The following is a 24,117-nucleotide window of genomic DNA, read 5'->3' on the forward strand; positions in this document are numbered from 1 at the left end:
TCTTTTTTCTAAATAGAGTCATTGGCGGCAGAGGAGAAAACGATATGAGTGGAAGGCGTACCAAAACGCATCGTTTCGTCAATGAATTCCTCTAAATGTTCCATGTTATCAGCCACGACCTTTACTAGATAGCTATAATGCCCAGCGATGCGGTAGTATTTCAATACCATTTTTTGTTTGGCACAAAATTCGCGAAAGGCTTTGCAATTGACCGTTTCAAATAGGATGAAAGCCGTAATGCTTTTTCCCATCTTCTGATAGTTGATATTAATGGTGTATTTGTCGATGATGCCCTGTTCTTCCATTTTAGTGATGCGTTCTTTTACAGCAGGAGAACTAAGGGAGACTTGCTGAGCAATTTCGCTATAGGGAGCACGGGCATTTTCCTTCAGCAGATTCAATATTTTTTTATCTGTTTTATCCATTTTGCATCAACCTTTCATATGTTAAGTAAAACCCCGAAAAACTTTCTTTTTGTAAAGTGATTCGCCTAAAAGACATTACAAACTGACTGTCGATTCAATTATTTATACTTTATCATAGATGAAACGAAAGGGAGGAAGTCAAATGAAAAAAGTCTTATTATTATTAGCCAATGGTTTTGAATCTTACGAAGCGAGTGTTTTTACCGATGTGTTTGGCTGGAATCTTTATGAAGGGGATCAGAGCACGGAGCTTGTTTCGGTTGGATTGCATTCTGTTTTAGAGTGTACTTGGGGACACTCTTGTATCCCTATGCGTCAGCTTGATGAAATTGATTTGAAGGAGTTTGATGCGTTAGCGATTCCAGGAGGATTTGAGCAAGCGAACTTCTATGAAGATGCGTTTAGCGAAGAATTTTTGGCCGTTATCCGTTATTTCGATCAACAGGAGAAACCAATCGCAGCTATTTGTGTAGCGGGGTTGGCTGTCGCCAAAAGCGGTGTTTTAACGAATCGAGCAGGCACGACCTATCGCTTCGAAAATAATCCCCGACAGGATCAAATGCGAGCATTAGGGGTACAGGTTAAGTCAGATGAGCGAATTGTCGAAGATCGCAACATCATTACTTCCTCCTCTCCTGAAACGGCATTAGATGTTGCTTTTCTTTTATTAGAGAAGCTGACTAATCAAGAAAATACACAGGAAGTAAAAAGAAGAATGGGCTTCTCTCGTTAAGAACTCGCAAATTCGGGCAAAATTGGCGAGCATTTGAAAACTCTGTCATGATAAAATTATTTTTGTACTAAAGATGACAGGAGGAAACCGAATGAAATTTAAAGGACCAATGCTAGTAGTCAAGGATATGGAAAAAGCCAAAAAGTTTTATACCGAAGTAATCGGGGTTCGTGTAATTGCCGATCTAGATGAAAATGTCACGTTAACTGGTGGACTATCTTTACAAACGGAAAGCTCATGGTCGACATTCACAAATTGTACCAGTGATTTTTTCACGTATCATGGCAATGATGCCGAGATGTATTTTGAAGAGGAAGACTTCGACGGTTTTCTAGAAAAAATTGCCTCTTTGGATGTCGAGCGTGTGGGTGAAGATATGGAAATGCCGTGGGGACAAAAAGTAGTCCGGCTTTATGATCCAGATAAGCATATCATCGAGATCGGGGAAGACATGAAGGTCATGATGAAACGACTGCATGAGACTGGTTTAACGGTCGAACAGCTATCTGAAAAAACATTCATGTCGCCAAAAATGGTGGAACGGCTGTTGAAATAAAGCGAACAATTTAAATACTTTACATTTGGAAAGAAAAACTACTCAACACTTTACTATTGGAAAGTATTGAGTAGTTCTTCTAATTTTTAAATCATCGTTCATCATTTTATTTATCTTCGGTAGAGTCTCATAGCAGTAAAAAAAGCGGCTGCTGATAAAATTCTACACCAAATAATCGCTAAGAATAAGTGGTTTGAGCTAATAGTAATCGGCGAACAGTTTCAACAACCAGTTAAAACGGGTTTTCTTCTGAATGATTTTTTAAAGCCTTTAACAGAAATGGCTATTTTCTTATTGGTCATTGGCAAAATCCTCCGAGCGTAGCCGTTCTCTAAATTTCTTGAACCATTCGATCTCAAATTGTGCTTTTTCAATTCCTAGATCCAATGTCGCATATTGAAAATGAGCAATCTCTTTAACGTTCTCCAAATTCATATATTCAATAGCGCCGCCGCGTTCTTTCAAACTTTGCAAAACAGCCTCATCAAGTTGATAACGAGTACCAATCGTTTCATTGATCTGTTCTAATGAAGCCAACTCATTTTTCAACACGTCAATATAATCAGCCAGCATTTTATCTCTTTCGTTCTTATCCGTAAATCCCATAAAGAAGAATTTGCTCAATTCCATATTTTTTTCCTTATAGAGCATCGGTTGGGAGATGGATTTGTGGAAATACTCTTTTCCCGCATCCGTAATAAAATAAACCTTTTTGTTCAATCCGCCTTCAACTTGCTCTTTATAGGTAATCATGTTTTTACTCAGTAATTTTTTTAAAGCCGCTTGAATACTGCCGGTGCTATCACTGCTGACGGTCGATAGAGAATTTTTGATTGATTGACGTAATTCGTAAATCGTCGAACCTTGAATCATTAGAAAACCTAAAATGATAATGTCCATCGTTTTTCACTCCCTTTAAAAATCTTCTATTATAAAAATGCTGTTGCAAAAAAGCAGATCGACCCGATCAAGGCCAATGGTGTCATCACATACTTCTCCTTTTTACTAAATGACATAAGGTTCATACCCGTATTTAACAATAAATAAAATCCGAAGAAAATACATACTCCGCGAGCAAGTGAAAAGGGAATACTCAAGGAAATTATTTCACCAACATACAGCACACTTAATATGGCAATTATTTGAAAAATGAACGCACTTCCGCTAGCAAAACGCATTTGAATCGGAAGTACCTTGTGTTTTCCTCCCATGGTAAATTCACCCAATGGCAGACCTACTGTCACTAATAGTGTCAATACCGTCATCATCCCAAAAATCATCGCCCCAACAATTGAAAAAATATTCATTTTATATTCCTCCTAAGTTCATTTTCTATATTACTAATAGTAACATTACTAAAAGTAATGTTCAAGAACCTGTGAAAACTTTTTTTGATTTTTGATTGACTCCCACGTTACGTGTGACTCTATACTATAAGTAAGCTAGCGAAACGAAAAAAGGAGATCATTTATATGTTTAAAATTGGAGAATTCTCAAAAATTTCAAATACCACTGTTCGAACATTGGATCACTACGCCGCTCTAGGTCTTTTAATACCAGAAAAAACGGACCAGCAAACCAATTATCGTTACTATTCAGCAGGTCAATTGTCTCAGTTAAATCAAATTAAACTGCTTCAGCAAACGGGCTTGCCGCTAAAAACAATCAAGGAAATCATCGATACAAATGATTTAGACTTTTTAGAAAAGCACTACAATTTTCAAGAAGAGAAGCTGCAGGAGGACCTGGATGAACTGTTGAAAAAACAGCGGATGGTCTCACTGCTCAAACAAAACATGAGAGAAGGAAAAAACATGACTAAATATAATGTAGTAGTAAAAGAAGTCCCAGAAAGAAATGTTCTTAGTGTACGTGATGTAATCGCGGATTATACTTTGGAGGGAGAACTGTGGCAAAGGCTGCAGCAGGGAGTACAGGAAGCAAACGCCAAAATGACTCAGCCGCCGTTAAATATGACATTCTTTCATAATGTTGAATACGTTGAAAAGGATGCCGATGTAGAGGTTCAAACAAGTGTCGTTGGGGAATACCCAGCTGCACAAACTGCTGAATTTAAAAAAGCTCCCGCTTTTATCATGGCGTCAGTCACCTTCAGCGGCAGCTTTGATCAAATGCCGAAGGTGACTCAAGCGATCGGGGAGTGGTTGGAGGCAAACAATTATAAAATTGTGGGTCCGATGATTAATATTGGTCACGTATCACCAGGAGAGGATCCTAATCCGGATAATTGGGTGACTGAATCTGGTTTTGTCGTATCGAAGTAACAAAATGAATCTAATGGCAGTCATTTATTCACGGATGGATGACTGCTTTTTTATCGAAAGGAGCAGTAGTATGAAACACGTCATTGAGAATTTTAAACCAACGGGCGGAAAGCATTGCATTACCCATTCTTTGAAGCAAATCTTTGTCTTTGAAGGGTATCCTCTATCAGAAGCTATGCTTTTTGGATTGAGTTCGAGCTTAGCCTTTACCTACATCAATTTGGCTAGCTCACCGATGGTTTCAGGCAGAACGAAATCTGTTGAAGCAGATAAAAAGCTGGCAGAACGTTTGAAGATCAAAGTAAGCTGTCGACAACCGAAGAACTACGAGACGGGCTTCGTGAAGGTAAAAAAGCTGATCCAGCAGAATCATCCAGTCATGATCTATGTGGACATGCCGTATCTGAGTTATTTAGGAATGGATCAAGCCAGTCACTTTGGCGGACATGCCGTGGTTCTATTTGGCTATGATGATGAAGAAGCAGTTTTCTACGTCAGTGATCGGGATCATTCGGATTATCCAATTCGGACGCCACAGGGTGAGAGTGCCAATGATTATCATTTGGTGAGTTATCAAGAGATGGAGCGGGCTCGAAGCAGCAGGCATCGTCCCTTTCCAGCAAATAATAAATTTATGGAGTTTGATTTTTCTAATTATGTAAAGCCGAATCGAGAGACGATCACTGCTGCCATTAAAGATACCTGTGAGACGATGTTGAATCCACCAGCGAAGCTATTGGGCATCAATGGGATCACGAAGTTTTCAAAGGAAATCATCAAATGGAGCTCCTTTGATCAGCGGAAATTGAAAACAGCGGGCATCACCAATTATTTTCAGATCAGTAAAGATGGCGGAACGGGCGGCGGAATTTTCCGAAGGCTGTATGGAGAGTTTCTATTAGAAGTGGCTCCGATTTTAGCTGATAGAGAGATTGCAACTATTGGATCTGCCTTCATAAACCTAGCGAAGCAATGGGATGAACTAGCCGCCGTGTTTTGGGCAATCGGAGAAAGTGGCGATTCATCATTACTGCAGCCGTTAAGTGAACAAATCGCGGAACTGGGAGAAATTGAAAGAGGTCTATTGGAAAGACTGCGTACAAAGCTAACAGATTAAACTAAAAAGGTTAGAGCAAACGTGGTTTGTTTGTTCCAACCTTTTTCTTAATTTAAGTAGGATAATTGTTTGATCAGAGTATTCATCCGGTATTCTTCGATTTTTCTACCCAAAGCGGACAAGCTTTTAGTAGAAGGAACATCCTCGACGACAAATAGTCGTTCCTCGGGAATGATCGGAGTAGAAAAATTCGTCACATAGAGATCTGAAACGAGTGATTCCGGAGAAACCTCAGAATAGATCTTATCCGGCTGCAGATCGACCAAAATTTTATTGTGGTAGTTCTTTTCCAGATAATAAGCCAGCAGCTGCGCGTGCTTCATCCCCAAGTCACTACATATCTCGGTAGCGACTGGTTTGCGCAGGGCATCTAATTGCTCTGGCAGCTCATCCCAATAGATGAATAATTCGAATAAAATCAAATGGAAGTACATTGAATGCCACGGGAATCGGCTCTTTGCTTCTTGATCTTTTAAGGTTTTTTCCAAAACTTTTGTGAATACGGCGAAATCTCTTTGAATCGTCAAACTGTTATACAATTCGCGATTATAAGCGATATATTTCTCATAAGGATATGTTTTATAAGACGTATAGATTGATTTCAACAAGGCAAGGCAGTTTTTCTGACTCGAATCAGAAATAGTGATCCCCAGCGCATCAACAATCAAGGTAATAGTTGTATTACAAACCCGTTCAATTCGAGCTTCTTCTTCCGGATTGTCCCAGGAAAAATCGTAATAGAAAATACTTTGAATCAGGTCGTTTCGGATCTTTTCAGTGTTGGGCAGCGTACAACTAGTCAACAGCTCATTGATCGTTTTTTCATATCTCGCTAAATGTGTACTCGTTAAAAAGCTCCGTTTAGGGGTAATGAAAAAGTCTTGAGCTTGACGAATCAAACTCACAGCGATTAAATAAGTAAACTCCGTTTTTTGGTAGAAGCTTAGTTTTAAATCTAGCTCTTTGTCTAGGTAAGTGACAGATTCCCAAATCGCTTTTTGATCTAGTTCGAAGGGCCATTCGTAAACATCGTAGACTTCTAAGAAATAACCAGCCATGAAGATGCGGACCTGCCGTTCATCTTCACCGACGAGGGTCAAACGATTGCGATCGACCTTCAACCCGCGTTTTTCTAAGCCATCATTCAACTTAACGATTCGCCGATACAGGCTAGATGAACTCAAATACAGTTCCTTTTCAAGATCACTCCGTAATTTTCCAGGATGGAAAAAAAGAATTTCCAGCAGCTGAAAGGTTGGCGACTCTTTTAAAATATCTGAAAAAATCTCTTGGATCGTATGGTTATCTTTTTCGGTTAGATGCAATTCACCAGAGCTGTTTTTTTCAATTTGAACGATGTCGTTCCACTGGTCTTCAATTTCCAGACAATCATTTATTACAGTTTTGGGAACCGCATCGACTTTTTCTGCTAATTGTTTGACGGATACATAATTACTCGCTGTCCGTAAAAGTTCAATTAATTCGATTTGACGATTTTTGGTAGAAGACAAGGCATGTCGCATGTTAAACCTTCTTTCAATCGATTGATACTATCAGTATAAAGGAAATAATGTTGACTGAAAATAATAAACTGGTTCAACATACAAATTATATTCTAATAATTCAGACTAATGAAGGAGGAACTGACGAAAGTTTTATGTCATACTGACTATATTACTATTTTGAAGGGATGGGTGAGATGCTTCGATCAATTGACGGCTTCAAGTTGAAAGTAATCGCGATTGTTGCGATGCTGCTGAATCACATCGGCAGCGGTTTTAGTCTTTATGAACAATCCAGTGGGCTTTATTTCTTTACAGAGTTTATTGGCAAGTTAACATTTCCAATCATGGCTTATTTATTAGTAGAAGGGTTTTATTACACACGCAATCGCAAGAAATATGCAGGAAGGATGGCGGTCTTTTGGCTAATCTCGATTTATCCTTTTCACCTGTTGTTTCGAGGAAACCATCCTTTTGGTCCGCTCGAACTGGTAAATAATATTTTCTTTACCCTGCTTATGGGACTGCTGCTGATGATAACTTATGAAAAGGTGAAATCACCGATTTTAAGAAATCTATTGGTTCTTTTCTTCTCAGTGATCACGATCACATCGGATTGGACCTTGATTGGTGTCCTGTTGATTTTCGGTTTTTACAAATGGAAGGGCCAGAAAAAAGGAATTTGGTTACCCGTTCTTTATACAACGGCCTTTTTGGTACTGTTAATGGGAATGATGTATTCTACTGATTCTCAGGCAGTTCCGCTTTATCAGGTGTTCACGGGATTGGGGTTATTGCTGGTAATACCCTTGCTTCAGGCTTATAACGGAGAAAGAGGCTATTCGCCAAAGTGGGTAAAATGGGGCTTTTATGGATTTTATCCAATCCATTTAGTCGTCTTAGCAGTGATTCGTATGTTGCTTCAATAACAGAACTGGAGGAAAAATGATGGACTATTCAATTCGTGAAATGAGAGAAGCAGAGTATCCTCTCTTGGAAGAATTTTTGTATCAGGCCATTTTTCAACGTGATACGAAAAAGCCTATTCCAAGGTCGGTTGTTAATGATCCGAACATCAATGTTTATATTCGCGATTTTGGTAATTATCCGGAAGATTTTTGCTTGTGTGCAGAAACGGTTGCTGGAATCGTTGGAGCGGTCTGGATCCGAAACATCAAGGGCTTCGGCTCGATCGATGATCAGACACCAGAGTTTGCAATTTCGCTGTTGCCTGATTATCGCGGCTATGGGATCGGTACAGCACTGATGCAAGCGATGATTGAAAATTTGAAAACCAAGTCCTACAGCCAGACTTCATTAGCCGTTCAAAAAGACAATTACGCACTGAAAATGTATCTGCAGGTCGGGTTTGAAATCATTGATGAAACTGCCGAAGAATATATTATGAGATATCGTTTCAAATGAACATCGCCCACACTCGTAAAGTCCTACTTTACTGAGTGTGGGCGATTTTTAATTAACTGCCAAACGATATTTGTCGATTAAATAAAAGAACAGCCACGGGATGAAGCCAATGATACCAGTTGTAGCAAGCCAAACAATTGTTAGCGGCTGAAGAATATCAAGAACTCCTGACAGACCTGAATTCAGATTCAACACTGTGTTGATTATCATAAGCATGAAAAAGAATGCTGTGGAAAGAATAGCAGAGGCAACGAAGAAAACTTTTTCCTCTTTCGGCTTTCAAAATGGAAAGTTTTTTTCCAGTGGACTTTTCGTTCGTAAAGTTTTTATCAGATTTTCTTTCTAAATGCTGTAAAAGCTCTTCAACACTTGTCTCTAAGGCTTCCGCTAATAATGGTAAGGTTGTATCCTCTGGACAGTCGATTCCACGTTCCCACTTCCAAACAGCTCGATTCGGTACAGCAATTTTTTCAGCCAGGTCTTTTTGTGTCAAGCCTTTGGCTACTCGCAGCTCCTTTATGTAAAGCCCAATCGGTTTTTCCCGCATATCCTTTTCTCCTTCAGTCTTTTCTTTAGTCTAACCAAAATAGGTCCCTTTTTCGTCCAACTTAAGCATGATTTTTTAATAATCTTTGATGATAAACCAACAACTGACCGATACTCGCTCATGATGGAGTGCAGTTTAAATAAGTTTACAAATCTTAGGCTGAATGGGATGATAAAGTTATTAATAGCAGGTTTATGGATTTATTTCGTACGATAAAAATAATAGCATTCGACAAAATGAAGGAGCGGATAATCGTGAAAAGAACCATTATTTTAGGCCTATCACTTGCACTTTTAGGAGGTCTTACTGGCTGTAATTCAAACTCAGACAATGCAAATAATGCCAGCTCCACTTCACAAAAAGCAAGCCAATCCAGCAGTGAGAGGAGTACGAATTTTAATGTTAGTGTAGATGATGCAATCAAAGCATATCAGGAAGCTTATCCTGATAGTGATATTACATCGCTTGATCTGGAAACCTCCTTTGAAAAATATTTATACAAAATCGAAGGCGTCGATGACAGTAAAGAATATGAAGTAACAGTCGATGCTGACACAAAGGCAGTTTCGAAAGAACAAGAAGAATCACTAGATATGGAAGATAAAGATGGCGTAAAGCGAAGAGAAGATAAGCTGGCTCTGGAAAATCTGCTGAGCGTTGAAAAGGTTTCTGATATCGCCATAAAACATGTTGGAAAAGGAAAAGCTACCGATTGGAGTTTAGACAAAGACTTGGGAACGACTTATTGGGAAGTCAAAGTCATGGATGGTCACAAAGAAACCGAAGTGAAAATCGATGCGAAATCAGGAGAAGTACTAGAAAGCGAAACCGATGATTAACAACAGCCTTACGGAATATCACTAAGAAGCTTATATTGGTTAAGTCCACATAAGCTTTTTTTTTTGATTCGAAATCAAAGCTGTCTTGACACCGATAAGCTAGCAATCTATAATATAAATAGGATTATATAAATGCGTTTATATAATGTAGGAGGATATTATATGGCAAGAAGAACGGAAATATCAAAAGAATTGATACTACACGAAGCTTTGCAACTATTGATCAGGGAAGGCTATTCCGCCGTTAACATCAAAACATTAGCCAAGCAAATCGGCTGCTCTACTCAGCCAATTGTTTGGCAGTTTGAAAATATGGCAGGGTTTCGCCAGGCACTTGCTGAATATGCCTTGGACTATGCAAATAGAAAGATGGCGCCGACTTCGGATAATGGTTTTGAAGCATTTACTGAGGTAGGTGCAGCTTATGCAGATATCGCCTTTGATGAGCCAGAGCTATTCAAGTATCTATATTTAAATGGCGGAAGCGAGTACTATATCGGTGAGATAGATATGATTGCCGCGATGACGGATAACCGAGAGCTGGTGGAAAGTATCGCAGAGGACTTCAATATTCATATTGACGATGCGGCGGCTTACCTCACCAATTCGATCATCTACTCCACAGGTATTTTATCCATGATCGTATCAAAGATTATGAAATGTGAGAAAGCAAAAGCAAAGCAGATGATCGATTCCGCTGGGTATGCGTTTCTTTTACAATATGGTGTTGATACAACCAAGGCAAGGGAGTTTGGGAATAAGCTCACTGGGAAGGGCTGATAAAAAATGAGAAATTGGATCTTGCTTTCGATGATGTTTTTTGAATTGTTTTTGATGGTCTATTGTCTTGCCCGAAAAAGCAATCATGTGCCCGCAGGATATCTCTGTGCTTTTTTGTCTTTGCTTTTATTGATTGCAACAGGCTGGCTCTTATTGTTTCCTAAGGTCGAGCCCATCGCGACAACTGGTGATTTCCAAGTAGGACACCTTGTTGATTATTATACGGATCAGCAACGAGTAGAGACATACAGAAATGATGGGAAAAAGCGCGAATTACCTGTCGCTTTCTGGTATCCTAAAAACTACTCCCGCACTCAGAAACTCCCGTTGGTCCTTTTCTCTCATGGAAGCTTCGGGATGAAGGAAAGCAACGAAACACTTTTTCGTGAATTGGCTAGTCATGGCTACATCGTCTGTTCGATTGATCACACCTATCAGTGTTTCTCTACCAGATTATCCGATGGTAAAAAGGTTCGTTTAAGCGGTCAGTTTATGAAGGAAGTAAGTGTTGATGAACCCAAAAAAAAGCCTAAACAATCACTAGTAAATTTTGAAAAATGGATGACGATTCGAACAGATGATTTAAATTTTGTTTTGGATACGATTTTGGAGAAATCGAAAGAAGGTGATTCAGCGGTCCCGATATTTGATTCGATTGACCGATCACGGATTTGTGTGATGGGACATTCTTTAGGTGGTTCCGCAGCCTTAGGTATCGGCAGACAAAGAAAAGATATCGCAGCTGTCATTTCTTTAGAAGCACCGTTTTTATGTGATATTCGAGGAGTGGATGGGAACGGTCAATTTATTTTTGATCAGTCAGAATATCCTGTTCCCGTGCTAAACGTCTACTCCGACGCAACGTGGAGTCACTTAGACGAATGGAAACAATACGACGAGAATGTGCGACTGCTTAAGATGTCATCGAGCAGATTTCAGAATATTCATTTCTCAGGTGTTGGTCATTTTTCTTTGACTGACTTATCGTTAACTTCGCCATTTTTGACAATGATTTTTGATGGAGGCAATCCAAAAGAACAGGCGCAGACAACATTGAAGAAGATCAATCGAGCCTGTCTAGCATTTTTAGAGGAACAGATGAAATAGTTCCATTATTTTGCTTGGTAAAAAAGACTGTTCTTTCTTTTTTTTAGATATAAAGAATTATTATTTTAATGCATTTATTGTTAATGCGTTATTTAATGAAAGGTAATCAAGAAATTGAATGACTGTTTGTATTATTATTTCTATTCGTAGTTGTTATTCATTGTGCTGTTGATTGAAAAAATAAGTTTTGAAATTTTATTGACAGCGCTTTTTTTATCTGCTATATTGAGCGTGTAAACAGATAGGGTGTAACTATTAAATTAGGCACGACCTAGGAAAGACACTTTCCTTAGGTCGTTTTTTGTTGTTTTATAAAAGGCTGGAGTATTTTACAGAGAGGACCGGTACAGCATATGAAGGTTGTCAAAAAAATCAATCACAACGTAGTTCTAATTGATGATGATGGAATAGAAAAAATCGCGATGGGTAAAGGAATTGGTTTCTCTGCAAACGTCAATCAGGAATTTGATCCAGCTCTGGCAGATAAATTCTTTACTTTAGATTCCAAAGAAAAAACGAAAATGTTTAGTGAGATGGCTGCCCAGATTCCGATTGAATTTATCGATTTTTCAGAAGAAATCATTCAACTTATTTCTAAGAGAATTGCTTCACCATTAGATTCAAATATCTATATTGCCTTAACCGATCATATATATTTTGCTATTCAGCGGCAAAAGGAAGACAGTCAGGTAACTGCGATCATGTTGCCGGAAATGAAATTGCTATATCCTGAGGAATATACAACAGCAAACGAAGTCGTGAACTTGATCAATCAGCGTTACAATACAGAATTAGGGGCGAATGAAGTTGGATTTATTACGATGCATATTATCAATGCAGAGCTGGGGGAGCGAAACAGTCTAAATAGTTTAAAAATCCTAGAGATGACCAAAACGATTTTAGCGGATTTGGAAAAGACCTACGGGTATCAATTTGATAAGGAGTCTCTGACGTACCATCGTATGATGATCCACATCAAGTTTTTGGTCAAACGTTTGATTTATCAGGAGGAGTCTCCGACAGAAAATATTGGTTTTTTCACTAATACCTTCAAAGAAAGTGAACCGTATCGAACAGCTGTTGCAATAAAAAATATGATCGAGAAAAAATTCCATTTAGCTGTTCAAGAAAATGAGGTCGTTTATCTGGCGATTCATTTGGCTAGAATTCAATAATAGGGCGTAACTATTTGGTAGGCGCAACCTTTTGATCCACAGAGAAATTTTCTGTGCTCATTAGGTTGCGTCTATTTTTAGTATAAAAGAGAAAGGAAGAAAGAAATGGGAAAAGTAATATTCAATTCGGATGATTTCGGCTATAGCCATGGTGTGAATTATGGGATCGTGGATGCTTATCAACACGGTATCCTAACATCAACCACTTTAATGGCAAACATGCCGGGATTTGAACACGCGGTCAAGTTAAAAAAAGAATTACCAGATCTTGGAGTAGGAGTCCATCTGACACTGACCTGCGGGAAGCCGTTGTTGAAAAATGTTGATAGTTTGATGGACGGGGGCAAGTTTAAGCAATTATCATTTTATACACAACCTTTTGAAGTAGATGGAGATCAGCTCTATCAAGAATGGAATACACAAATTCAAAAGATTTACCGAGCAGGAATCATTCCAACTCATCTAGACAGTCATCACCACACCCATACATTTGGAATGAATCAGGAAATTGTCATCGCACTGGCAAAAAAATATGATCTCCCAGTTCGAGGCAATTTTGAGAGAAAAGCAGAAGTGCGGCACGTTGATTATTTTGAACCTTATTTTGATGATGTTGGTGAAACAGTTATTGAGAAGCGCCAGATCGATTGCTCGATTGAAAAATATTTAGAAGGCTTACTATCAACCTTACGTGAGGACAAAACAATCGAAGTCATGTGCCACACCGCCTATCTTGATCAGGCCTTATTGAATGGATCAAGCTTTGTTTATCCACGATTGAATCAAGTTGAATTTTTGATTCATTCAGAATTTGCGCAATTAGTTAAAGAGGATCGTTTGATTGAGTTAATAACCTATAAAGATATTTAGACCAAGGAGGAGTAAACAATGTCGAATTTCAAAGCAAATATTCAAAAATTGGGAAGAGCGATGCTGCTTCCAGTAGCCGCGATGCCACTAGCCGGGTTGATCATGCGTCTTTCAGCGGATGACATGCTGAACATTCCAGTCATCGGTGCTGCCGGAAATGCTGTATTTGGCAATTTAGATATTCTATTTGCCATCGGTGTAACGATTGGGTTTGCCAAAACAAAGGATAAGGGGATTCCCGCACTTACCGGATTTCTAGCAATTGCTACATTGAAAAAAGGATTAGAAATCATGAATCCAGCGGTTAATATGGGGATTTTCGGCGGGATTATTTCCGGATTGATTGCCGCCTGGACCTACAACCGCTTCAAAGAACAAAAACTGCCAATGGTGTTCTCGTATTTTGCAGGTGAAAAATTCCCACTGACGATGGTCATGATTTTACAGACGATTACTTCAGTCGTATTTGGTATCTTATGGCCCTTCGCTCAAGCAGGAATTGATAGCTTTGCCAGATTATTAGTAAACATGGGCGCTTTTGGGGTTGGGATCTTCATGTTCCTGAATCGGTTGTTGATTCCATTTGGCCTCCATCACGTATTAAACACCTATGTTTATTATGACTTAGGCAGCTATACTGCGCCGAATGGTGAAGTATTCCGCGGTGAGATGACACGTTTCATTAATGGTGATCCGCAAGCAGGACTATTCTTATCAGGTTTCTTCGTAGTCATGATGTTTGGGGTGCCAGCAATTTGTTTAGCAATTTATCGAGCGGCGTATAAAGAAAACAAAGATATGGTCAAAGGGATCATGGGAAGTGGAGCCGCAACTTCATTCATCTCAAATATCACTGAACCTGTGGAATTCAGTTTCATGTTCCTTTCTCCAATGCTATACGTGGTACACGCTGCTTTTGCAGGACTTGCTGGAATTGTCTGCTATTTATTGAATATTCGAATAGGATTTACTTTTGGTGCCTGTATCGTTGATTATCTGATTAATTTTAGAATAGCAACAAACGCTATTCTGATTATTCCGATCGGTATCGCCTTCTTCGCACTCTACTACTTCACTTTCTATTACTTGATCAAGAAACGGGACATCCACACTTTAGGAAGGGAAGTAGCAACAGAGTATGGAACAGAAGTTGTTGAAGAAGAAGCGGAATTAGATTTAGCTAGCAAGAACTATGAATATATGGCTAAAAAAATGCTGCAAGCTTTTGGTGGAGCGGATAATGTCTCAGATGCCTATAGCTGTAACACTCGTCTGCGAGTAGAAGTTGAAGATGCAGCCATCGTTGATGAACAGCGGATTAAGCAATTAGGTGTCAGTGGTGTGATCAAACCAACGGAGAAAAATTATCAAGTTATTATCGGGCTAGAAGTTACTTATGTAATGGCTGAGTTTAATAAATTATTGGAGCAGTAGGAAGGATGAATACAATGACCAAAAAACAAATTATCACGATTGCCGGTGGAGGAAGTACTTATACACCGGGAATTATTCAAGCAGTCTTAAACAATGCGGATCGTTTACCACTTTCGGAGATTCGCCTGTACGATATTGATGCACAAAGAAATGCTGATATGTATTTGATCATCCAGTATATGTTGAAAAAGGAAGGCTTTAAAGATGTATCGATTTCTTCAACGGAAGATCCAGCAACAGCTTTTACCGGCTGCGACTTTATCTTCTCGCAAATTCGCGTTGGCGGAATGAAAATGCGGGAGAAGGATGAAAAGATTCCATTAAGTCATGGCCTAGTGGGACAGGAAACCTGCGGACTGGGTGGATTTGCTTATGGGATGCGATCCATGAGTGGTTTATTAGAGATCGTTGGTTACGTGCAGAAGTATGCGCCTGAGGCCTGGATTCTGAATTATACGAATCCTGAATCAATTGTTTCAGAAGCCGTTCGCAGACAATATCCAACAGCGAAAATGATCAATGCCTGCGATATGACGATTTCAATTGAAGAGACGATCGCTGTTAATTATGGTTATGATCGCAAGAATTGGATTCCTACTTACTATGGCTTAAATCATTTCGGCTGGTATACTTCGATCTACGATAAAGAGTTAAAACGAGATGTGATGCCTGAGATCATTGAAAAATTAACAACACAAGAAATGGAAGTGGCCGATTTCAATGCAGGTGACAAAACCTGGCAGGAAGCCTTCAGCATGATGTCAGTGATTACGAAAAACTTTCCACAAAATATTCCTAACAATTATTTGGAATATTACTTATACCCGGATATGGTGGTGGAGCACACAGATAAAGACTATACCCGTGCCAATATGGTGATGGAAGGCAGAGAAAAGAATACCAAAGAGATGGCGAAAAAAATTCGCGGTGGAGCGACTGAAGATGTGCTTAACTTCAATTTCGGCGAACACGGACAATACATCGTCGACATGGCAACCTCTTTATTAAATGATGAGCGTCGGCGCTTTATGCTGATCGTACCAAATCAAGGAGCTATTCCAAACCTACGGGAAGATGCAGTTGTTGAAGTGCCAGCTTATGTTGGAGCGACAGGAGTCGAGCCGATTTCGTTGAGAAAACCGATCAGTGATTTCCATAAAGGCTTGATGGAAGCTCAAGTAGCAGCTGAAAAATTACTGGTGGATGCTTATTTTGAAGGTTCTTATCAAAAAGCTTTGCAGGCATTCACGCTTAATCAAACCGTTCCTAATGCCAGAGTGGCAAAAAAAGTTTTAGATGAAATGATCGAGGCCAACAAAGAATACTGGCCAGAATTAGTTTAGAGGTGATGAGAGGATGCTCTTTTTTAAAACAAAAAAAGTCCTGAAATCTGTTGCGAATGGTCAAGTTCTTCCTTTAGAAGCAGTAAATGATGAGGTTTTCTCCTCAAAAATGATGGGCGACGGCTTTGCCATCAGTCAACATGACGGCAAAATCTATGCTCCGATTGAGGGAATTGTTGAGAGCATTTTCCCAACACTGCATGCGATTACGATTGAAAGCAAAACAGGAGAAAAAATCCTGATTCATATGGGTTTGGACACGGTCGAGCTTAAAGGGAAACCGTTCTCGATTAAGGTGACAGCAGGGCAAAAAGTAAAGGCAGGAACCCTGCTTGCTGTTATTGATTTGCCGCAATTAGAAAAGTCACAAAAAGACGATACGATCATCGTGGTCTTTCCAGAAATGACTAAAGGAGAGCTGCTTTCGGAAAATCAAAGAGTAACCTTGCAAGACGAACTATTTAAATTTTAGAGTTGGAAAAGACTGAGCTGAGTACTCAGTCTTTTCTTAAGTCGATTATTCATATATAGGAGAAACCAATGGCTATCATTTTTTTATTACCAGCTTTAGGCTGGGGCTTCATGCCGATTATCGCAAAACTAACCAACGCTAAACCGATCAATCAGCTTCTTGGAACAACCACGATAGCTTTATTGATGGGAATATTCTTTACTTTGATTATTCAGCCTTCCTACGACTGGCATCATTTACCGGCGGCCTTTTTCTCTGGCTGTTTTTGGTCAGCGGGACAATATCTGCAATTTCAATCCTTTCAACTGCTTCCTGTATCTGAAGCGATGCCGATTTCCAATGGGACACAATTAATAGGAACGACATTCATTGCGGCACTTTTTTTTAATGAGTGGTCGAATATAAACATGGCAGCAGCTGGTGTTGGAGGAATTCTTTTAATTATTTTGGGGATTTATTTGACCTCCTACTTAGAAAAACAGTATCAGGTACAACAATCAGCTACTGTAAAAAGGAAAGCCATTTTTTGTCTGCTATTATCGTCGCTGGCGTTAACAGTTTACGTGACATTGCCGCAGGCTTTCCAAGTTAACGGTGCAGTGGTGCTTTTCCCGCAAGCAATCGGGATGTGGTTGTCGTCGCTAGTTCTATCAATCGTTAAGCGTAGTGAAACGGATTGGCACGAAGCGCGCAAAAACTTTGGAACCGGAATGGCTTGGAGTATTGCTAATATCAGCCTATTTCTCGCTATACCGATACTTGGAGTAGCTAAGAGCTTTACCTTCTCACAACTCGCGGTTTTGATCTCTATTTATGCCGGACTTTTCATTTTAAAGACGCAAAAAACCAGAAAGGAGTTGCAAATGATTAGTATAGGAGCCGTGCTTATTACAGCAGGAATCCTTTTGATTGGCTCAGTCAAATAAAAAAGCAAACGATCTAAGCAGAATGTTGCTAAGATCGTTTGCTTTTATTAAGTGAAAGTTTATTTTTCCCAACTCTGTAATTCAATGATGTTTCCTTCGATATCTCTTGCATAGGCAAAAGTGCCAATCCCTAATTCACCGTAATCTTCACTTACGACTTCCCCGACAAGACTGCCCCCAGCTGCTAGTAATTGATCAACAGTATTGTTAACATCATCGACTTCAAAAGCAATATGGGAGAATCCGCAATGATTCAATGCTTTTTCAGTTTCCTGCATTTCTTGATAGCTGAATATTTCTAAGGTAGGACCGTGGTCGTCATAACCGGGTAAACGCAGATGTTCACCGACAATATGGACTTCGGGAATGCCTGTTAATTCTTCGAGCCATTTTCCGTGAAGATTTCGTTCTGGTGGTACAGGTTTGCAAGCAAAAACAGCTTGATAGAAGCGAGAAAGTGCCTGCCAATCTAAAGCAATAATATTGGTGTGAGCATAGCGTATAAAGGTCAAAGTGATCAATCCTTCCATAAAAGTTTGTTTGATTATTCTACCGGATATCAGTTTCTTATGAAAGCTTATACAGAAAAAACAGTCGAAGAACAATTCTCGGACTGTATTTTCTTCTATTCGAAAATAAACAACTCAGTAACTGGGACATCTACAACTTTTGCAATATCTAGCGCGAGTTTTAGTGAAGGATTGTATTGGGCTTTTTCTAGCCGCATGATCGTTTCACGGCGCACGCCGACCAGCTCCGCCAGCTGTTCTTGCGTCAAGCCCTTCAAGGTGCGGTACTTTTTTAAATGACATTCGAATTTTACATTCATTGGCTAAGCCTCGGATTCAAATTTGTATAAGAAGTATTTGCTGAGAAATAAGACGATTCCATAGATCAGCGACATTGAGCTTAACATAAAAATCGCGCACCATTCAAGATTCCAAGACAGCATGCCGCGAGCGATTGCCCAAATTGACAAAAATAGAAGAAGAAAGCCAATTTTATAAGCCTTCAATTCTGCTTTCTTTTCATTTTCTTCGTAGAGTTCATCCTTTAGGGTATCAGATAATTTCCCTTCAAAAAAGAAACCGAAAAAGCCAAAAAAGATAAAAGCAAAAAATGGATAAATTATTTCCAACTCGCTATAAGTCCAAAATCCGAAAAAGCCCAAAAAACCTAAGAATCCCAAAAGCCCCAGCATAGGATGGATCTTTCTTGTCCGATTCTTCGGCAAACTTTTATTCTGCCATAGGGATCTGAACAAAGTCACTACCAAATAAAGGACATAGACTGTCACAAGTACTAATGAAATCAGCATGGGCAAGTCTTTGAGCTGGAAAACATACTCAGAAACAACGGTAGGCTTTATCAAACGACTGTCATTATACAAAACTGAATGAACCGATGCGACCGCTAAAACCAACGCACAGAAAATACCCGCTAACACTAAATTTTTAATTTTATTCTTTTTCATCTTAAAATCCTCCCATGTGACAAATTCATCTCTTTATGAGATAAATATATCACATAAAAAAAGAAAAGCAATAGAAAAGAGATAAATAAATCACTTTTCTAATTGTACCGCTTTAAAACAAAGCTAAATCGACATTAAATAATCGATCAGTACTTTTTAATGAAAAATCACGGTGTAAACAAAAGTGTGCATCTGGTTATTTAAAAATAGACTAGAATAAAAATATAGTATAGAGATGATAGTAGAAATCAGGTTATATTAATTGATCGTTTTACGAGGAATAAGGAAAGCAATCTTTATTATCGTTATTAAAAAAATGACTGCTTGACGTAATGGGGGAATGCATGCTACGCTTTATTCATCAAATATTAATCAAGTAGGATTCGTTACAGGTCGAGCTGGCAATGCCTAAAGAAAGTGTATTCACTACACTCTCTTTGGGCATTTTTTTATTGCAATTTTTAAAGGAGGAAAGAGTGTTATGAATAATCAAGAGTTGGCAGAGGCGATTTTGAAAGAGGTTGGCGGTAAAAAAAATATTCAAAACTTTACGAATTGTATGACGAGATTGCGTCTTCAGGTTAAAGATGAGAATAAAGTCAATCAAAAAGCAATTGAACAATTGTCTGGAGTTTTAGGAACACAGCTGCAAGGAACTCAGGTTCAAGTTATTCTTGGAGGAAAAGTTCTTAGTGTAGCAAATGAATTTAGCAAGTTAGTGCCGATTAATAATAGCGGAGGTCAGGAAGATGACAGCCAAAATAAAGGCGGTATTTCTCATGTGCTAAATACGTTATCGGCAATCTTAACACCAGCCTTACCGCCAGTTATAGCCGGAGGATTGATGAAAGGTCTTATTTTCATGTTTATCAATTTTGGCTGGGCTGATGGTGCAAGTGATACGATCATCTTTTTCAATGGTTTAGCGGATTGTATGTTCTATTTCTTTCCATTTCTATTGGCAGTCAGTTCTGCCAAAAAATTTAAGACAAATGAGTATATTGCGTTAGCATTAGCTGGTTTATTAATGTATCCGTTTGCTATCGCGGATGGACAGCAATTTATCCAGCTTTTCGGGATTATCCCAATCGCTGTAGTAAATTATAGCTCATCTGTATTGCCGATCATTTTTTCGGTTTGGCTCTTAAGTCACGTCCTGCGTTTCTTTACGGCTCGTGTTCCTGAGATGGTAAGCATGATCTTTTCACCATTGCTCTCTTTAGTGATCACGGCTCCGATAGCTATGTGTCTGCTTGCTCCACTTGGTTATTATATCGGGGAGTATCTGGCGATTGCAGTGAAATGGTTAATTGATTTTTCTCCATGGTTAGCCGGTTTAATTGTAGGCGGAACCAGACCAATCCTAGTTCTAGGCGGAATGCATCATGCAATGAATCCGATCATGCAGCAAGAAGTTGCAAGTTTTGGTTATTCGCAAATGTTGGCAATGGTGCTGATGAGTACATTAGCTCAAGCTACTGCTCCGTTAGTAGTCTACTTTAAAGCAAAAAAAGTGGAGGAAAAACAAGTCGCTCTTTCGGCGGTAATTCCTGGATACATTGGGATTACAGAACCGGCAATCTATGGTGTATTAGCGAAATATCGAGGTGCTATGATTGCTGCTTGTCTTGGTGGCGGTATCGGAGCGGCAGTTAGTACGATATTTGGCGGACGCTCCTTTGGCTTTGTAATGCCAGGCGTATTATCGATTCCTGCGTTCATAGGAGAAGGTTTTCTGGGAATTGTTCTGGGGATCGTGACAACGGTCATCGTGACAGCGGTGCTAACATTTGTCTTAATGGATCGTTTCAATGCGAAAGAAAAAAAAGAGAAGAAAAAAAATACTAGGCCATTAGAAAATTCTGATATAGAGGCGGTAACAGCGAAACAAGTGAGTGATTTAGAGATTCAATCACCAGTTATTGGAGACATTATTCCACTGGATTCGATTGAGGACGCGACTTTCTCAAAAGAGATCTTAGGAAAAACAATCGCAGTCTCCTCTACTGATGAAACGATTTATGCACCATTTGATGCAGAAATAAAAGCTGTTTTTCCAACTAAGCATGCAATAGGGATCGAATCTTTAGAGGACGGTGTAGAGCTGCTCATTCATGTTGGTTTAGATACTGTGTCACTTGAAGGCCAAGGGTTTAAATTGAAGGTGAAGCAGGGGGATCGTATTAAAAAAGGTGAGACAATTCTCTCATTTAATAGAGAATACATTCGTTCTAAAAATTTAGAGGATGCGGTCATCGTTGTTGTGACGAATTCAGAGACATTTAAAACGGTAGACAAAGTTCCAGAATTAGGATCTATAGATTTACAAAATAATTTATTTAGTATTACAAAATAGAAATCTAAAGGAGAGCTTAAAATGAAATTAATCGTAACAAAGGACTATCAAGAAATGAGTACAGTAGCCGCGCAACAAGTATTAGGACAAATGCACAGTCAATATCGTACCAATATTTCGATTACTGCTGGATCAACCCCAAAAGGAGTTTATGAAATTCTAATTCCGTTGGTTAAGGGAAAAAGCTACTTTGATAATGTGCATTATTACAACTTTGATGAGATTCCCTTTAAAGGTGAGGATAATGATTACGGTGTGACCATGCGTAACTTAAACAAAGCATTTTTTGATCCTGCTGAAATTGACCGCAAGAACATTCATGTCTTGGATTGGACTAATTATCAAACACAAGATGAACGAATTAAGGAAGACGGCGGCTTAGACTTTGTGTTACTTGGTGTAGGAGCAGATGGTCATTTTTGTGGAAATTTACCAAATACTACCAAGTTTGGTGATTTGACGAGTCGGGTTGATGAAAATGACACGCCAGACATGAAAGCAGTATTACTTGGCGAAGTTGGCGGAGTTGAGGAAAAACGCCCGGATCATTATGTCACGATGGGACCTAAAAGTATCATGCAGATCAAAAAGTTAGTGATGATTGCTAGTGGAGAAGCCAAGGCAGGAATCGTAAAAAGTTTAGTAGAAGGTATTGTTACAGAGGAGAAACCGGCGACTCTTTTGACAACGCATCCAGATATCACATTGATTGTTGATAAAGAGGCTGCGTCGCTGTTATAGTAATCATAACGGAGGAAAAGCTGATGCAAGTAAGACAGAGACTAAACAATAATGTCGTTTTAGTCGATGATGCGGATCAACAAATGATCGTTATGGGAAAAGGCATTGGTTACAAGGCTTATCCTGGCGATCAGATCAATGAATCATTGATTGAGCGAACATTTATTCTGAGAAATAATGCTGAAAATGAAATTGATCAAGTGAAGGCTTTGATTAATGAAGTTCCGATTGAATACATCATTTTAAGCGATAACATATTAAAATTTGCCAAGGAAGAACTGAATGCAGATTTCGGTGTGGGTATGCTAGTTTCACTGGCGGATCATATCTTCTCAGCCATTGATCGGAAAAAGAAAAATATTCAAATGATCAGTCCATTGCACTGGGATATCAAACAGCTCTATCCAACAGAAGTAAAGATTGGAGAGCAGGCTGTTAAGTACATTGCTCAAGAGTTGAAGGTTGATTTAGAGGACACTGAAGCAACCTCGATCGCGATGCATTTTATCAGCAGCGGAAATAATTATGACTCGATCCAGCAGGCAATGAATTTTACGAAGATTATTTCAGATATTATTACGATCATTCAGTATCATTTTCAAATCAAGATCGATCAGAACTCAATTGTTTTTTCCCGTTTGGTCTCACATCTTCAGTATTTTTTGATTCGTCAGGTCAAAGAAATCAGCATGATGGATTTGAGCGATGAGATGATCAAAATCGTTATCAATCAATACCAATCCTCCTTTCAGTGTGCTGAAAAGATCAATAATTATTTGCAGCAGAATCACCAGATAAAAGCCTCTTTGCAAGAAGAGATTTATCTAACGATGCATATTGAACGCGTCCATCAAATTGACGAAAACTAAAAAGAGAGACAAGATCTGTGCATCTTGTCTCTCTTTTTGGGCTTTTCGGAATCTTTTCAAATCAGGAATAGTTAGTAAAGAAAATGCGACAATAAGTAAAAAAAGGATGTCGGTCAAGGCACCTCTGACATAGCTGAGGGGTGAAAGATGTACGAGAAGAAATCCCGCACTCGAAAAAAACTATGGTGATCGATTTTCGACACCAATCGGTTCATTCTAGCATAGAAGTTTACATAGTCAATTTGCAGATTGACAGCTTATCAAATGATTTATACGCCGGAGAAATCGTCGCGAGCGTATGGTTTTCAAATTTCAAAGTATTTTCCTCCAAAGATGACTTCATTTATTTTTTCTAGTTGGTATACTATGTTAATAATAAATAAAAGATAAGCGCTGTTAGCTCCTAACAGGTATTGAAGAAAGGCCTCTTTTTTACTATTTGGAATAATAAAGCGATGCAAGAAAAAACACTAGTAATGGACAAGTTGAAAAAGATTATCACTATTTCAAGGAAGGACACCAAAAGTGAAAGAAAAGGACTTACGTTATCATCGAACGCGAATCCGTATTTTATCAGCTGTAACGAAACTGCTCCAGACCAAAAAATTTGAGCAGATTACGGTGACAAATATTTGTGAGGAAGCGGAGATCAGCCGAAGTGGTTTTTATCTGCATTATGTCGATAAATATGATTTGGTCGAAGTGAACCTGAAAGAGTTCCGCGATCAGGCCAATCAATTCGTGGAGACCGATGATGGGAAAGACAAAACTCAATTATTCTTCAAGATGCTGACTTATTTACAGGGGGATGGCAAGCTCATCGCTGCGCTATTGTCGGAGAATGGTTCTGTAGAAGTACAAAATTACATCAAGCAATTGATGCAGGAAAATGCTCGTCAGAATATTTTTCCGAAATTGGATCTGAAAATTGAAAATGACATTGAAGAGCATTATGCGCTGCTGTTTCTCAGCAATGCACTCTTTGGTGTGTTGCAGGATTGGATCAATCGGGGACAAAAGGAGTCACCAGAGCAAATGGTCAGTATCATGGCTCGCCTAATCATGGTTGAATTTAAGAATTAAAGAAATACCGGAAGACGCGGGTAAGCGTGCTTTCCGGTATTTTTTTTGCTGCGCTTTC

Annotated in this window: 27 protein-coding genes; 19 read left to right on the forward strand and 8 right to left on the reverse strand. The window is 39.0% G+C overall.

Features of this window, described 5'->3' with window-relative positions; translation table 11 throughout:
- Positions 1-8 precede the first annotated feature (8 nt).
- The gene (locus E6139_RS08445) at positions 9-425 is read right to left on the reverse strand and encodes an Lrp/AsnC family transcriptional regulator (protein ID WP_316402621.1); all 417 of its coding nucleotides are present in this window, start codon (positions 423-425) and stop codon (positions 9-11) included.
- Between the two features lie 142 nt (positions 426-567).
- Between E6139_RS08445 and E6139_RS08450 the strand changes: the two genes are divergently transcribed.
- On the forward strand, positions 568-1,158 hold the full coding sequence (locus tag E6139_RS08450) for a DJ-1/PfpI family protein (RefSeq protein ID WP_316402622.1): 591 nt from the start codon (positions 568-570) through the stop codon (positions 1,156-1,158).
- Positions 1,159-1,249: 91 nt separating this feature from the next.
- On the forward strand, positions 1,250-1,714 hold the full coding sequence (locus E6139_RS08455; RefSeq protein ID WP_316402623.1) for a VOC family protein: 465 nt from the start codon (positions 1,250-1,252) through the stop codon (positions 1,712-1,714).
- A gap of 291 nt (positions 1,715-2,005) precedes the next feature.
- Here E6139_RS08455 and E6139_RS08460 read toward each other — a convergent pair whose 3' ends face one another.
- Positions 2,006-2,614, reverse strand: coding sequence for a PadR family transcriptional regulator (locus E6139_RS08460; RefSeq protein ID WP_316402624.1), 609 nt, complete (start codon positions 2,612-2,614; stop codon positions 2,006-2,008).
- Between the two features lie 29 nt (positions 2,615-2,643).
- Positions 2,644-3,015, reverse strand: coding sequence for a hypothetical protein (locus tag E6139_RS08465; RefSeq protein WP_316402734.1), 372 nt, complete (start codon positions 3,013-3,015; stop codon positions 2,644-2,646).
- Between the two features lie 171 nt (positions 3,016-3,186).
- Here E6139_RS08465 and E6139_RS08470 point away from each other — a divergent pair, with 171 nt between their 5' ends.
- A complete protein-coding gene (locus E6139_RS08470; RefSeq protein ID WP_316402625.1) occupies positions 3,187-3,999 on the forward strand; it encodes a MerR family transcriptional regulator in 813 nt (270 codons plus the stop codon).
- 70 nt (positions 4,000-4,069) lie between these two features.
- Positions 4,070-5,116, forward strand: coding sequence for a BtrH N-terminal domain-containing protein (locus tag E6139_RS08475; RefSeq protein WP_316402626.1), 1,047 nt, complete (start codon positions 4,070-4,072; stop codon positions 5,114-5,116).
- A 47-nt stretch (positions 5,117-5,163) separates the two neighbouring features.
- On the opposite strand, the gene E6139_RS08480 is transcribed toward E6139_RS08475, so the two are convergent.
- Positions 5,164-6,639, reverse strand: a complete 1,476-nt coding sequence (locus E6139_RS08480) for a helix-turn-helix domain-containing protein (protein WP_316402627.1) — start codon at positions 6,637-6,639, stop codon at positions 5,164-5,166.
- A 176-nt stretch (positions 6,640-6,815) separates the two neighbouring features.
- Between E6139_RS08480 and E6139_RS08485 the strand changes: the two genes are divergently transcribed.
- Positions 6,816-7,547 carry a TraX family protein gene (locus tag E6139_RS08485; RefSeq protein WP_316402628.1) on the forward strand — a complete coding sequence of 244 codons (732 nt, stop codon included), beginning with the start codon at positions 6,816-6,818 and terminating at the stop codon, positions 7,545-7,547.
- Between the two features lie 19 nt (positions 7,548-7,566).
- Positions 7,567-8,043 carry a GNAT family N-acetyltransferase gene (locus E6139_RS08490; protein WP_316402629.1) on the forward strand — a complete coding sequence of 159 codons (477 nt, stop codon included), beginning with the start codon at positions 7,567-7,569 and terminating at the stop codon, positions 8,041-8,043.
- Positions 8,044-8,200: 157 nt separating this feature from the next.
- Here E6139_RS08490 and E6139_RS08495 read toward each other — a convergent pair whose 3' ends face one another.
- Positions 8,201-8,590 (reverse strand): helix-turn-helix transcriptional regulator, encoded by a 390-nt coding sequence (locus tag E6139_RS08495; protein WP_316402630.1) that lies wholly within the window; start codon positions 8,588-8,590, stop codon positions 8,201-8,203.
- A gap of 254 nt (positions 8,591-8,844) precedes the next feature.
- On the opposite strand from E6139_RS08495, the gene E6139_RS08500 reads away from it, so the two are divergent.
- From E6139_RS08500 to E6139_RS08540, 9 genes are all read left to right on the forward strand, one after another.
- Entirely contained in the window at positions 8,845-9,429 is a 585-nt protein-coding gene (locus tag E6139_RS08500; protein ID WP_316402631.1) for a PepSY domain-containing protein, read from the forward strand.
- A 162-nt stretch (positions 9,430-9,591) separates the two neighbouring features.
- Complete coding sequence (locus E6139_RS08505) at positions 9,592-10,209, forward strand: TetR/AcrR family transcriptional regulator (RefSeq protein WP_316402632.1); 618 nt, start codon at positions 9,592-9,594, stop codon at positions 10,207-10,209.
- Positions 10,210-10,215: 6 nt separating this feature from the next.
- On the forward strand, positions 10,216-11,316 hold the full coding sequence (locus E6139_RS08510; RefSeq protein WP_316402633.1) for an alpha/beta hydrolase family protein: 1,101 nt from the start codon (positions 10,216-10,218) through the stop codon (positions 11,314-11,316).
- Positions 11,317-11,669: 353 nt separating this feature from the next.
- On the forward strand, positions 11,670-12,491 hold the full coding sequence (locus tag E6139_RS08515) for a PRD domain-containing protein (protein ID WP_316402634.1): 822 nt from the start codon (positions 11,670-11,672) through the stop codon (positions 12,489-12,491).
- Positions 12,492-12,596: 105 nt separating this feature from the next.
- Positions 12,597-13,361: a carbohydrate deacetylase gene (locus tag E6139_RS08520; protein ID WP_316402635.1), complete on the forward strand. Its 765-nt coding sequence runs from the start codon at positions 12,597-12,599 to the stop codon at positions 13,359-13,361.
- 18 nt (positions 13,362-13,379) lie between these two features.
- A complete protein-coding gene (locus tag E6139_RS08525) occupies positions 13,380-14,795 on the forward strand; it encodes a PTS transporter subunit EIIC (RefSeq protein ID WP_316402636.1) in 1,416 nt (471 codons plus the stop codon).
- Positions 14,796-14,809: 14 nt separating this feature from the next.
- Positions 14,810-16,138: a maltose-6'-phosphate glucosidase gene (locus E6139_RS08530; protein ID WP_316402637.1), complete on the forward strand. Its 1,329-nt coding sequence runs from the start codon at positions 14,810-14,812 to the stop codon at positions 16,136-16,138.
- 13 nt (positions 16,139-16,151) lie between these two features.
- The gene (locus tag E6139_RS08535; protein ID WP_316402638.1) at positions 16,152-16,610 is read left to right on the forward strand and encodes a PTS glucose transporter subunit IIA; all 459 of its coding nucleotides are present in this window, start codon (positions 16,152-16,154) and stop codon (positions 16,608-16,610) included.
- A 68-nt stretch (positions 16,611-16,678) separates the two neighbouring features.
- Positions 16,679-17,536 carry a GRP family sugar transporter gene (locus E6139_RS08540; RefSeq protein ID WP_316402639.1) on the forward strand — a complete coding sequence of 286 codons (858 nt, stop codon included), beginning with the start codon at positions 16,679-16,681 and terminating at the stop codon, positions 17,534-17,536.
- Positions 17,537-17,595: 59 nt separating this feature from the next.
- Here the strand turns inward: E6139_RS08540 and E6139_RS08545 are convergent, their stop codons facing one another.
- The 3 genes from E6139_RS08545 to E6139_RS08555 all read right to left on the reverse strand — a co-directional run bounded on the left by E6139_RS08545 (position 17,596) and on the right by E6139_RS08555 (position 19,010).
- Positions 17,596-18,048, reverse strand: coding sequence for a VOC family protein (locus E6139_RS08545; RefSeq protein WP_316402640.1), 453 nt, complete (start codon positions 18,046-18,048; stop codon positions 17,596-17,598).
- Between the two features lie 113 nt (positions 18,049-18,161).
- Entirely contained in the window at positions 18,162-18,365 is a 204-nt protein-coding gene (locus E6139_RS08550) for a helix-turn-helix transcriptional regulator (protein ID WP_316402641.1), read from the reverse strand.
- A gap of 3 nt (positions 18,366-18,368) precedes the next feature.
- Entirely contained in the window at positions 18,369-19,010 is a 642-nt protein-coding gene (locus tag E6139_RS08555; protein ID WP_316402642.1) for a DUF3796 domain-containing protein, read from the reverse strand.
- Between the two features lie 481 nt (positions 19,011-19,491).
- On the opposite strand from E6139_RS08555, the gene E6139_RS08560 reads away from it, so the two are divergent.
- From E6139_RS08560 to E6139_RS08575, 4 genes are all read left to right on the forward strand, one after another.
- Positions 19,492-21,366 (forward strand): glucose PTS transporter subunit IIA, encoded by a 1,875-nt coding sequence (locus E6139_RS08560; RefSeq protein ID WP_316402643.1) that lies wholly within the window; start codon positions 19,492-19,494, stop codon positions 21,364-21,366.
- Between the two features lie 21 nt (positions 21,367-21,387).
- On the forward strand, positions 21,388-22,107 hold the full coding sequence (locus E6139_RS08565) for a glucosamine-6-phosphate deaminase (RefSeq protein ID WP_316402644.1): 720 nt from the start codon (positions 21,388-21,390) through the stop codon (positions 22,105-22,107).
- Between the two features lie 23 nt (positions 22,108-22,130).
- Positions 22,131-22,976 carry a PRD domain-containing protein gene (locus tag E6139_RS08570; protein ID WP_316402645.1) on the forward strand — a complete coding sequence of 282 codons (846 nt, stop codon included), beginning with the start codon at positions 22,131-22,133 and terminating at the stop codon, positions 22,974-22,976.
- 525 nt (positions 22,977-23,501) lie between these two features.
- A complete protein-coding gene (locus E6139_RS08575) occupies positions 23,502-24,059 on the forward strand; it encodes a TetR/AcrR family transcriptional regulator (protein ID WP_316402646.1) in 558 nt (185 codons plus the stop codon).
- The last annotated feature ends 58 nt before the right edge of the window (positions 24,060-24,117 follow it).

Source organism: Enterococcus sp. (assembly GCF_032555305.1).
GTDB lineage: Bacteria > Bacillota > Bacilli > Lactobacillales > Enterococcaceae > Enterococcus_A.